Here is a 12,823-nt window from a genome sequence, read left to right as displayed (position 1 = left end):
TATTCCCATCATAGAGAAAGCACTTTGCTCTAAATTCAAAAGAAAAGAAAGAAGTACATGTACTTCTTTCTTACTCATTTTATTATCCTATCATTTCACTTTCTACGAAACAATTTTTTCATACGAGAGTAAACCATCAATAATAACTTGATTTAATTTCGCCAAAGATTCCTTATCCATCTTCCCATCTTTTACTGTTTGTACAGCTACCGACGTATACATATACAGTTTCTTTGCTTCTTCTCGTTTCATACTTTCCCCTTCTTTTTCAACCTTTTTCCATTCTTTTTCAATTGCTTCTATATCTTTTGGGCTGCTTTTTCCACCAACTTGTACGCTAGAAGCATATTTTGCTAAATGAGTGTATAATGGCTGCACTTTTGTTAAAAATGTCCCTACTTCTTTATCATCTTTCAGCAATGCTTTATCTGTTATATCCCAGCTCTTTTTTAAAACGGAGACACCATCATTTTTATACTTAGTCATTAATTGATTTATAGACTGTTCATCGCTAGCAATACCAACAACTATTGCATACTTATCACCGCTCGGTCTCAAAGCACCAATGCCCCCATTGCCTTTCCATTCTTCAAGAGCTGCCTGTCCCTTTTCTTCAGAAGAATAAAGCCCCCCTTGAACAAAAAATAATTTCATCGGATCCAATGACGTTCCTGCCTGTGCTTTTTGTTTTTCTTCTTTCGGTGCTGGTGTTTGTTCTGCCGTTCCACCCACCCTTGATTCTCCATTTCCAGTCGGCCTTGAAGCTGTCACTTCACTTCCTCCTGTCGTTCCTTGTCCAGTAAGTAAATGAAGCATCCCCATTCCAAACGCCGTACCGATAATGATTGCAGTTGCAACGATTACAATTAATGTATTACTCCACTTCTTTCGGTATTTTTCCACAGACATTGATTTCGCTTTTTGAAACGGAACAACATTTTTCGGTCGTTCACTTTCTACTACCATCCATTCAAATTCATCTTTCTTTTTTTCCTCATACTTCGCTTCTGTTCCATTCACTTTCACTGAGATTGTTCGTGATTGCTTGTCCATACACTCACACCTCACCTCTTATCGTTGTCCGCATCATATCATATTCATTTCATAAAAAAACGAGATATTTGTCAGAGGAATTCGCCAAATAACCCTATATATTTATCTTATATGTATGCATTTGACTTCATTTGTAGAACAAAAAAACTAGATAGCAAAGACTATCTAGTTTTTCTCGCGAATATATTTTCGTACTTCAGAAATGAAATAAAGAGAACCCGTTATGATAAAAACATCATTTTCTGCTATCTTTTCAACTTTTGTATCAATTGCCTCTTTCCAATTTTCAAAAACTAATTTTGATTCTTTCTGTGAATATGATGCAAGCTTGTCAGCAGAAATAGCACGATCAAAGGCGAATGTTGTAAAAATAATTTCATCTGCAATGGTTTCTAATTGGCCTACCATGTTATGTAATTGTTTATCACCAAGGGCAGTAAATAACACTATTACATTTTTATCTTTGTAATGCGCTTCTACTGTTTTCACAAGGCTTTCGATACCTTCTGGATTATGAGCACCATCTATAATAATATCCGGGTTACTTTGCAGCTTTTCAAAGCGCCCAATCCAATATGCTTCCAGTAATCCCGTTCTTATTTCCTCTTCCTCAATTAAAAATGATAAATATGTTTTTACATACATTACTGCCATAAGTGCTAACGCTGCATTTCCTACTTGATGAATGCCTTTCATTGAGATTTGCAAATCTTCAAATGCGGAAAAAGGACAAGTAAAATCAAACTGTTCCCCATCTTCATTAGACTGTTTATGTAACGCTGTAAAATGCTTGCTAAGTTCGTATAAGTTTGCATGATTTTCCTTTGCAACATTTTGAATGACTTGCAAAGCTTCTTCATCTTGTACACCAGTAATTACCGGCACGCCAGACTTAATAATCCCCGCCTTTTCATATGCAATTTCCCCTAGTGTATTTCCTAAAATATGCATATGATCGTGACCGATATTCGTAATAATCGTGAGAACAGGGTGTATGACATTAGTAGAGTCAAAACGTCCACCAAGCCCTGTTTCAAATAAAACAACATCACAGAAATTGACTTTACCGAAATAGTAAATCGCCATAACAGTAATAATTTCAAACTCTGTCGCTTCCCCTAAATCCGTTTCATCTAGTTTTTCCACGACTGGTTTTACCATCTTTACAAGTTCAGTAATCTCTTCGTCTGCAATTGGTGTTCCATTCACACTAATGCGCTCATTAAATGTTTCGATGTAAGGAGAGGTAAACGTTCCTACCTTATATTTCGCGCCTTCTAACATGTAACGCATATATGTTAATGTTGAACCTTTTCCATTTGTACCAGCAAGATGAACACATTTTATATGACGCTCTGGATTTCCAAGTTCTGCTAGCATCCATTTCATTCTTTCTAATCCTGGCTTAATTCCAAATTTCAATCGGCTATGAATCCACCCTATCGCTTCTTCGTATGTATGTATCACGTATGTTTTTCCCCTTTCAAAAGACAACTTTCATAGTTCTATTATACGCAAAGAAAAGAGACTCACCAATATAGTGAGTCTCTAAAAACATTTTTACTTTTCAAGATCTGCTAGACGTTGACGAACTGCTTCGCGTTTTTCTAGGTAATCTTGCTCTTTCGCACGCTCTCCTTCAATAACCGCTGCAGGAGCTTTCGCTACGAAACCTTGGTTAGAAAGTTTCTTCTGTACACGTTCTACTTCTTTATCGAACTTCTCAAGTTCTTTCTCAAGACGAGCTCTCTCTTCATCAAGATTGATAAGATCAGCTAACGGTAAGAATAACTCTGCACCTGATACGATTGCAGTCATTGCTTTTTCTGGCGCTTGTAAGTCCGTTTGAATTGTTAATTCGCTTGGGTTACAGAAACGCTCAATGTAAGAGCTGTTTTTCGTAAGTTGAGCAAGTACAGCCTCATCTTTTGCTTTAATTTGCATTTGAACTTTTTTGCTCATTGGCGTATTTACTTCTGCACGGATGTTACGAACAGAGCGAATGATATCAACTAGAAGGTGCATTTCTGCCGCAGCTTCCGTATCTTGTAAATCTTCGCGAACTGTTGGCCACGCAGCTACTGTAATAGACTCGCCTTCATGCGGTAAATGTTGCCAAATTTTCTCTGTTACGAATGGCATGAATGGGTGTAATAGACGCATTGTTTGATCTAATACGTAAGCTAAAATAGAACGAGTTGTTTTCTTAGCTGCTTCATCTTCACCGTATAGTGGAAGTTTCGCCATTTCAATATACCAATCACAGAAATCGTCCCAAATGAAGTTGTATAATGAACGACCAGCTTCACCGAACTCATATTTATCCATGTTACGTGTTACGCTTTCGATTGTTTCGTTTAAGCGCGTTAAGATCCACTTATCTGCTACTGATTTTTCACCAGTTAAATCGATTTCTTCATACTTCATATCATCCATGTTCATTAATACGAAACGTGATGCGTTCCAAATTTTATTAATGAAGTTCCAAGTAGATTCTACTTTTTCCATGCTGAAACGTAAATCTTGACCTGGTGCACTTCCTGTTGATAAGAAGAAACGCATTGCATCTGCACCGTACTTCTCGATAACATCCATTGGGTCAATACCGTTACCAAGAGATTTACTCATCTTACGACCTTGCTCGTCACGAACTAAACCGTGAATTAATACATCTTTAAATGGACGCTCTCCTGTAAACTCTAAACCTTGGAAAATCATACGAGATACCCAGAAGAAGATGATATCATAACCCGTTACTAGTGCATCTGTTGAATAGTAACGTTTGAAATCTGCTGAATCTTCATTTGGCCAACCAAGTGTTGAGAATGGCCATAACGCTGAACTGAACCATGTATCAAGTACGTCGTTATCTTGATTCCAGTTTTCAATATCTGCTGGTGCTTCTGTACCTACGTATACTTCACCAGTTTCTTTATGGTACCAAGCTGGAATACGGTGTCCCCACCATAATTGACGAGAAATACACCAGTCATGAATATTTTCCATCCAACGTAAATATGTGTTTTCAAAACGCTCTGGTACGAACGTTACTTTTTCTTCTTTTTTTTGTTGAAGCGCTACTGCTTTTTCAGCAAGTGGAGCCATTTTTACGAACCACTGTGTTGATAAATAAGGCTCAACAACTGCACCGCTACGCTCACTATGACCTACTGAATGCATATGTGGCTCGATTTCTACTAATACGCCAGCTTCTTGTAAGTCTTTTACTAATTCTTTACGGCATTCGAAACGATCCATACCGTTATACTTACCAGCTTTTTCGTTCATTGTTCCATCTTCGTTCATTACTAATATGCGTGGTAAGTCATGACGGTTACCTACTTCAAAGTCATTCGGGTCATGAGCTGGTGTAATTTTTACAACGCCCGTTCCGAAATCTTTTTCTACGTACTCATCAGCAATAATCGGAATCTCACGGCCTACGATTGGAAGTGTAACTGTTTTTCCGATTAAATGTTTGTAACGATCGTCTTCTGGATGAACTGCTACTGCTGTATCACCAAGCATCGTTTCTGGACGAGTTGTCGCAAGACGAATGTGACCAGAACCATCTGTTAACGGATAGTTCATATGATAGAATGCACCTTGAACTTCTTTATGAATTACTTCAATATCAGAAAGAGCTGTACGTGTTGCTGGATCCCAGTTGATGATATATTCACCACGGTAAATTAAGCCTTTTTCGTATAATTGAACGAATACTTTATTAACCGCATCTGATAAACCTTTGTCTAATGTGAAGCGTTCACGAGAATAGTCTAGTCCTAAACCAACTTTCCCCCATTGTTGACGAATGTGAGAAGCGTACTCTTCTTTCCACTCCCAAGCTTTTTCAAGGAATTTTTCACGGCCAAGATCGTAACGTGAAATACCTTCTTCACGAAGTTTTCCTTCTACTTTCGCTTGTGTTGCGATACCAGCATGGTCCATTCCTGGAAGCCATAGTACATCGTATCCTTGCATACGCTTCGTACGAGTTAAAATATCTTGAAGAGTTGTATCCCAAGCATGACCTAGGTGTAACTTACCAGTTACGTTCGGAGGTGGAATTACAATTGTATACGGTTGTTTCTTCTCGTCTCCTGTTGCTTCAAAATATTTGCCTTCAAGCCACCATTGATAAAGGCCTTCTTCAACGGACATATGATCATATTTAGTTGGTAAATTCTTTTCCGTGTTTGACATTATTTTCCCTCCTTAAAATAAAAAATGTCCCTCATCCAAAAAGGACGAGGGACATCGCGGTACCACCTTTATTTACAAACAAATTCATAATTTGCTTATACTCTTAATTTGATAACGGACAAATCCGTCTTTTCCTAATAAGAACTATTCCGTTCAGAAAAGATGCTCCAGGGCTACCTTCTAACATAACTATCTAGAGAATCTCTCAGCTAATGATTCTCCTCTCTGAAGACGTTTCATGTTATACTCTTCCCCTTCAAGGCATTTATATGATTGTTAATTATTATATACAATAGTGTAAAAAACGAAACCTTATTCGTCAAGATAAATTTAAAACTACAGCTTTTCGTGCAAAAAAAAGAAGATAAGTAGAATCCTCTACTTATCTTCTTTCCCCCGCTATTTGCGGGCAGTAAGACCTCCACCTCAAAACTCAGCTGAAGCAAAGAAGTTAGATGGGAGCCCTGCTGCCCGTAAACGCCCAATTGGTGAAGGCTAATCATCAGCGGAGAATGCCTTTACTTTATCCGTTCCCTTGCTGGGCAGCTTGTAATTGCGACAGGAAATATTCTATATTGCTAACGAGCCAATGCGATTGTTGCAAACTCTTTACTCCGCGCAGTTCATTTTCCTCGTTGCGATTATCTCTTCTTTTCTTATAAGACTGGATTTGCCGAATAAATTGCGATGGATACGTCATATACGCAAACATAAGTAGTTGCTCTTCTTTCGTAAAAGGGAAATTTTTTTGATACATTTGAAACCATTCAAACCGATCACTTCTTGCGATTGGATATGTGTTTAAAGACCGTGAATAAAAACCTACTATATCTTGCACAGGCGTTGCAAACTTCGATTTTTCTAAACTAATAAAATAGCCATTCCGCTCATAGTCAAATAAAAAATGATTAAGTGACACATTACCATGCACAAAAGTAATACGCGTTTTCTCTTTTTCTTTCATCGCATCGTTCCACTCATTTAATTGCTTCGTTGCAAATTCACGCGCTCTCATTACATGATGATAGTACGTACAATATTGCAATTCAAACGGGGACATATACCATTTTGATTCAGATTCTACGAGAAACTCTTCTAACATCTCACCATCATTTTCCCAACGATCGGATATACTTGTATAATGTTTTTCTAAATCTTCTTCCGTATACGTTTCTTCCTTCACAGTTTTTTGATGCAACGTTCCAAGTGTCTGAAACATTTTATGGTATTGATCATTGTCCTCACCGTTTCCTTCTGCACGTTCTAACCAAGGCATTAAATAATAATTATACGTCCCGTCACTTAAAATATAACTTCCATCCGTCGCATGATATATAGGTACATAATTTGAAAAACCTTTCTCCTTCAAATATTGAATATGATGCAGAAAGTTATTCCGCTCTAACTTTCTGCCTTCTATTTTCTTGAGTGCATATGGACCTTGATTCGTATAAATTTTCATTACATTTCCGTGCTCTTCCATATGCTGCGTATCCAATCTATATTGCCTCACAATAGGTTCATAGTGATTTCGCAACTCAATATCCATACGAATAACCCTTTCTATTCAAAACATAGCCTCTAAGAAAGGAAGTGAGTGAAAACACTCACTTCCTTATTTCGTCTTTACCCTTGAAACGGGAATATAAATAATTTGCCCCGTATTTAAAAATATATCTTCTGTTTGATTGACACGGTGTAAATTTTGTACAGACGTTTCATAACGGTCTGCAATAGATTCAATTGTATCCCCTTCTTGCACGAAATACATTCTTAACTTTGTAAATTCTTCTTCCGGTTCTTTCGTAAATAGTTTTGTTAAATAAAGCGCATTTTCATCTCGCTGTGAGTACTCTTCTTCTTGTTCTTCCTGCTTTTTCGCTTTTTCTTTCTTGAAATCTTTTCGTCCGAACAGTTCAAATTGTGGCGTTGTTTCTTGCTCCTCTTCACGTTCCACAAATTCATGTTCTTCTATTTTCTCTTCTTCTAATTCCTGCTCTTTTCTTTCCTCTAATTGGAACGGTTCAAATGCGTAATCTTCCCACTCATCTGATTCCTTATATGCTGGTTCTTCTACATGCGGCGCCGGTCTATTTTCATCCTCTTGCGCTGAATCTTCTTCTAACTCAGCATACACCGTTTCTTCCTCTTCCTCTTCCTCTTCAACTTCATCCTCGCTTCTCTCTTCATCACACAAACCGGTAATAGATATATCCGCTAATAATTGTAAGCAACCATTTTCCTTTAATTCATAATCAAATTCCTCGATTGATACATATAGCTCTTCAATTACTTTCACTCGATTTCTCGGAATTGATATTTCAAGTGGAAAGGAATGAACAAGTTCATTAACCCCATCTTCTCTTGTTTCTACATAATCAATTGACTTTGCTGGCGATAGTTCTCTTAATGAATACGCCGAATCATCTTTTCGTGCAACATACTCTCCCGTTAAATCTAATTGTCCTCTCACGATTACTTCATGATCAAGCTCTTCTATCTCAACGTCTGGATCTAACGAAATTGACAAAAGTTCTTCGACTTCCTGTCCTTTTTGGAACCACACAGATTCTTTTAATGAAAATCGTAATGAATGATCTGCAGCCACTTCTTTTCCCCCTCCCAAACTATATGTCATTACAGATTTATGTGCGGAAAGCTTACTTTATGAATAAAAAAAATCGCTCCCCTTACGGAGAGCGATTTTCTCTAATACATTACGCTTTTAATTTTGACATTGCAATTTCAGCTGCTGCAATCGTCGCTTCAATATCTGCATCACTATGTGCTGTCGATAAGAATAAACCTTCGAATTGAGATGGCGGTAAGAATACACCTTGTTCTACCATTTCACGATAGTAAGCCGCAAAGAATTCTAAGTTTGAAGATTTTGCTGCATCGTAATTAATAACGGGTTCATCTGTAAAGAAAATACCAATCATAGAGCCTGCACGGTTAATATGGTGAGGAATGCCATGTTTTTCAGCTGCTTTACGTAATCCAGCTTCTAACATTTCAGCTTTACGCTCAAATTCTACATATGATTCTGGCGTTAACTGTACTAACGTTTCATAACCTGCCGCCATTGCAAGTGGGTTACCTGATAAAGTACCAGCTTGGTAAATCGGTCCGCTTGGCGCAACTTGGCGCATAATTTCCGCTTTACCACCGTATGCTCCTACTGGTAAACCACCACCGATTACTTTACCTAAGCATGTTAAATCAGGCGTTACGCCATAATAACCTTGGCCACAATTATAAGCTACTCGGAACCCTGTCATTACTTCATCAAAAATAAGCAATGCACCGTTTTGTTCTGTTACTTCACGAAGACCTTCTAAAAATCCAGGCTGTGGAGGAACAACCCCCATATTTCCTGCTACTGGTTCTACAATTACACAAGCAATATCATCACCGAATTGTTCAAACGCGTATTTTACGCTTTCTAAATCGTTATAAGCTACTGTAATCGTATTTTTCGCTACACCTTCTGGTACACCAGGACTATCTGGTAAACCTAAAGTCGCCACACCAGAACCAGCTTTAATTAATAGCGAATCACCATGACCGTGGTAACAACCGATAAATTTCAAGATTTTATTACGACCTGTATAACCACGAGCTAAACGTAGTGCACTCATTGTTGCTTCCGTTCCAGAGTTAACCATACGCACAATCTCAATTGATGGCACGCGCTCAATAACAAGTTTTGCTAATTTATTTTCAATTTCTGTTGGTGCACCGAAGCTTGTACCTCTTTCAGCAACAGATTTTAACGCTTCTACAACACGATCATTTGCATGACCATGAATTAAAGGACCCCATGATAATACGTAGTCGATATATTCATTCCCATCGATATCATATACTTTAGAGCCTTTTCCACGCTCCATAAACAACGGATTCATCCCAACAGACTTAAAGGCACGAACCGGGCTATTTACGCCACCAGGCATTAAGTCTTGCGCCTCTTCAAACGCTGCAATTGACTTATCAAACTTTTTCATTATTTAGCGCCTCCTTCTTGTAACCATCTTGCTGCATCTTTTGCATGATACGTAATAATTAAATCTGCTCCTGCACGTTTCATACTAATTAATTTTTCAAGAACAACTTCTTTTTCATTAATCCAACCATTTTGCGCTGCCGCTTTAATCATCGAATATTCACCACTTACATTATAAGCGACAACTGGTAAATTAAAGTTATTTTTCACATCACGAACGATATCTAAGTAAGAAAGAGCTGGTTTTACGATTAAGAAATCTGCACCTTCCATTACATCCGATTCTGCTTCACGGAATGCTTCCATACGGTTTGCCGGATCCATTTGATATGTTTTACGGTCACCAAATTGCGGTGCACCGTGCGCAGCATCACGGAATGGTCCATAAAATGCTGATGAATATTTCACAGCGTACGACATAACTGGCACGTGTCCAAAACCATTTTCGTCTAATGCATGGCGAATTGCTGTTACGAAGCCATCCATCATGTTTGATGGCGCAATAATGTCCGCTCCTGCTTTCGCTTGACTTACAGCTGTTTTCGCAAGAACTGCAAGAGACTCGTCATTTAAAATAATACCATCTTCAATTACACCGCAATGACCATGGCTTGTAAATTGACATAAACATGTGTCTGCAACTACTACTAGCTCAGGGAAATCACCTTTAATTTGCTGAATAGCACGTTGTACAATTCCATGATCACAATATGCTGATGATCCAACTTCATCCTTTTCAGCAGGTAAACCAAATACAATAACAGAACGAATACCTAAATCAACAACTTCTTGCATTTCAGCTTGCAATAAATCTAAAGACATTTGATATACGCCTGGCATAGAAGGAACTTCATTACGAACATTTTCACCTTCTAATACAAAAATAGGGTAAATAAAATCTTCCGTATGTAAAAACGTTTCACGCACAAGCGCACGCATGCCCCCGCTTTGTCTTAAACGACGATGACGATTAAATTGTAAAGAGTTCATAGATTTCTATCCCCATTCTTTCATTTTATAGATTCACAAACACATTGTAGTAATGCTTCTACAGTGTACTCTTTCGGCACAATAACAGACGGAAAATAAAGACTTGCCTCTTTTTCCGTAATAGGTCCTATACAAGCAATTGTACATTTTTTTGTCCATTCTCTCCAGTTTGTACCCTCAAGTAAACGAACAAAACTAGTAACAGTTGAAGGGCTCGTAAATGTAATAATGTCTACTTTCCCTAACTTCAATGCCGCTATAAGCTCTTGCTTTTTTTCTATATTCACTTTCGTACCGTATACGGTTAGCTCATCTAGAGAAATACCAATTTCCCGAAGTGCAACCGGAATTACCTCTCTTGCTAAATTCCCTTTCGGAAATAAAATACGTTCATTTCCACTTAATTCTTTTAGAAACTCTTCTGCAAATGCTTCTGCAACAAATAAAGTCGGAACAAAATGAACTTGATAGCCCCTTTTTTCTAACTCTAATTTTGTTTTCACACCTACCGCAGCGATTTTAATGGTTAGTGGTAGTTTCTTTTTTAAACTATCCAGAAAAAAAGCTACACCATTTCTGCTCGTAAAAATAACCCAGTCGTATGAATGTAGCTGCTCTTCAATATGTTGAATTTGCCTATGAGACATACCTTCCATACGCAAAAGCGGAATTTCCAATGGAATTCCGCTCTTTTCTTTCACTGCTACACTCATTTGTTTCGCTTGATGCTGGGCACGTGTAATCAATACCGTTTTTCCAGCGAGAGCGTTCATATTTATTGTTGCTCCTTATTTGCAGCAAGAATGAGTTCTTTGGCGCCTTGCTTAATTAAACGGTCCGCGGCCTCTAATCCTACTTCCTCAGGATTAGTACCCACTACTGTCTCTTTTAATAAAACAGAGCCATCCATAGAGCCGACAAGAGCTGTTAATTCGATTGCATCGTTTTCTGTAAGGGTTGCATATCCAGCAATTGGAACTTGGCATCCACCTTCAAGTTTATGAAGAAATACTCGCTCCGCTGCCACTGTTCTTTCTGTTATCGTATCATTAATATGCGCTAACAATTGCAATAAATCCTTATCATCCTCACGACACTCAATCGCTAATGCACCTTGTCCTACAGCAGGTACACATAACGCTTCATCTAAATGTTCTGTAATAACTTCATCATCCCAGCCCATTCTTTGTAATCCAGCTGTCGCTAAAATAATCGCATCGTAATCTTCTTCTTTTAATTTACGTAAACGTGTATCGATATTCCCGCGAATCCACTTAACTTGTAAATCTGGTCTCGCAGCGAGTAGCTGTGCACTACGTCTTAAACTACTCGTACCTAAAATAGCACCTTCCGCTAACTCTTTAAACGATGCTCCATTTTTTGAGATAAAAGCATCACGAGGGTCAACACGCTTTGGTGTACAGCCAATCATTAAACCTTCTGGAAGTACGGCTGGCATATCTTTCATACTATGTACAGCCATATCGATTTCTTTCGTAAGTAGCGCGTGTTCAATCTCTTTTACAAACAAGCCTTTGCCGCCTACTTTTGAAAGAGTAACATCTAAAATAACATCACCTTTTGTGACAATTTCTTTCACTTCAAATTCATATGGTAGACCTAGGGCTTTTAACTGATCAATAAACCAGTTTGTTTGCGTTAATGCTAGTTTACTCTTTCGTGATCCTACAATAATTTTGCGCATAATTCTCTCTCCTCATTATAAATACCAAAAGTGGAAATTGGATAAACTGCTTAATAGAAAAATGTTTACTAGCATTACGAGAAACGATCCGATATTCCACTGTACAATTTTCTTACCTTGCAACACATCTGCCGCTCGTAAATATAAACCTGTGCAATACACAAATAGAACGACAAAAGATCCGATTACTTTCGTATCATACCAATGGAAATTATCCAATTTTGTATATCCCCATATACATCCTAATAAAATTGCTAGTAAGAAAAATGGAACAGAAAATAAATTTAATCCGTAAGACATAGATTCTAGCTTCGGTAAATTCCCTAACCTTCTTAATCTCGCATTCCATTTTTTCTTTTTTAATAGGCGATATTGTAATAAGTACATAATAGAAAAAATGAACGATACAGTAAACGTTGCGTAAGAAATAATTGCCATACCGACATGCACGTATACAAGTTCTGAAACTAATTGTTCCGCAAGTACTGGCGACATCTTTCCGAGCGGTGTAAAAATAGAAAAAGCGCTTACGCCAAATGCAACAACATTTGTAAAAAAGACTAAAAAGTCGATTCTCATAAATCGATTAATGACTAACGACATCGTAATCAATAACCAAACATAAAAATAAATCCCTGATAATAAAGTTAAAATAGGATTCGTTTCTGAATCTGTAGCCCTAAGCAACATAAAAATAGACTGCAGGACCCATACAATCGCAAGTAACCAAAAAGCAAATCGGTTCGCCTTTCGGTTACTTTGGAAATAATCTATAAAATATAAACTAATGCTACAAGCATATAAAATAATTGCAATATGATAAATAATACTGTTATTTAAAAAACTCATCCGATCATCCTTCC

At 37.7% G+C, this 12,823-nt stretch carries 10 protein-coding genes and 1 other annotated feature; all 10 genes read right to left on the bottom strand.

Annotated features, from left to right (window positions below):
• Nucleotides 1-102 precede the first annotated feature (102 nt).
• Nucleotides 103-1,053: a hypothetical protein gene (locus tag ABWK52_RS02805; RefSeq protein WP_000361014.1), complete on the bottom strand. Its 951-nt coding sequence runs from the start codon at nucleotides 1,051-1,053 to the stop codon at nucleotides 103-105.
• Nucleotides 1,054-1,218: 165 nt separating this feature from the next.
• Nucleotides 1,219-2,520 (bottom strand): bifunctional folylpolyglutamate synthase/dihydrofolate synthase, encoded by a 1,302-nt coding sequence (locus ABWK52_RS02800; RefSeq protein WP_000582036.1) that lies wholly within the window; start codon nucleotides 2,518-2,520, stop codon nucleotides 1,219-1,221.
• Nucleotides 2,521-2,613: 93 nt separating this feature from the next.
• A complete protein-coding gene (locus tag ABWK52_RS02795) occupies nucleotides 2,614-5,259 on the bottom strand; it encodes a valine--tRNA ligase (RefSeq protein ID WP_098542254.1) in 2,646 nt (881 codons plus the stop codon).
• A gap of 37 nt (nucleotides 5,260-5,296) precedes the next feature.
• Nucleotides 5,297-5,528 (bottom strand) — a binding site (T-box leader).
• 254 nt (nucleotides 5,529-5,782) lie between these two features.
• Nucleotides 5,783-6,808: a spore coat protein YsxE gene (ysxE, locus tag ABWK52_RS02790; RefSeq protein WP_000350658.1), complete on the bottom strand. Its 1,026-nt coding sequence runs from the start codon at nucleotides 6,806-6,808 to the stop codon at nucleotides 5,783-5,785.
• 66 nt (nucleotides 6,809-6,874) lie between these two features.
• Entirely contained in the window at nucleotides 6,875-7,897 is a 1,023-nt protein-coding gene (gene spoVID, locus ABWK52_RS02785; RefSeq protein ID WP_141403608.1) for a stage VI sporulation protein D, read from the bottom strand.
• Nucleotides 7,898-7,976: 79 nt separating this feature from the next.
• Nucleotides 7,977-9,266 carry a glutamate-1-semialdehyde 2,1-aminomutase gene (gene hemL, locus ABWK52_RS02780; protein WP_000712943.1) on the bottom strand — a complete coding sequence of 430 codons (1,290 nt, stop codon included), beginning with the start codon at nucleotides 9,264-9,266 and terminating at the stop codon, nucleotides 7,977-7,979.
• Nucleotides 9,266-10,255 carry a porphobilinogen synthase gene (gene hemB / locus ABWK52_RS02775; protein WP_001087065.1) on the bottom strand — a complete coding sequence of 330 codons (990 nt, stop codon included), beginning with the start codon at nucleotides 10,253-10,255 and terminating at the stop codon, nucleotides 9,266-9,268. The genes hemL and hemB overlap by 1 nt, the downstream gene beginning before the upstream one ends.
• A 20-nt stretch (nucleotides 10,256-10,275) precedes the next feature.
• A complete protein-coding gene (hemD, locus tag ABWK52_RS02770; RefSeq protein WP_000992342.1) occupies nucleotides 10,276-11,028 on the bottom strand; it encodes a uroporphyrinogen-III synthase in 753 nt (250 codons plus the stop codon).
• A 2-nt stretch (nucleotides 11,029-11,030) separates the two neighbouring features.
• Nucleotides 11,031-11,960, bottom strand: a complete 930-nt coding sequence (gene hemC, locus ABWK52_RS02765; protein ID WP_001226396.1) for a hydroxymethylbilane synthase — start codon at nucleotides 11,958-11,960, stop codon at nucleotides 11,031-11,033.
• A 15-nt stretch (nucleotides 11,961-11,975) separates the two neighbouring features.
• Nucleotides 11,976-12,809: a cytochrome c biogenesis protein gene (locus ABWK52_RS02760; protein WP_000008991.1), complete on the bottom strand. Its 834-nt coding sequence runs from the start codon at nucleotides 12,807-12,809 to the stop codon at nucleotides 11,976-11,978.
• Nucleotides 12,810-12,823: the final 14 nt, after the last annotated feature.

Origin of the sequence: Bacillus sp. AP50 (genome assembly GCF_040492675.1) — a bacterium.
In the GTDB taxonomy this organism is placed as follows: Bacteria; Bacillota; Bacilli; order Bacillales; family Bacillaceae_G; genus Bacillus_A; species Bacillus_A cereus.
This window is presented reverse-complemented; position numbering and strand designations above follow the sequence as displayed.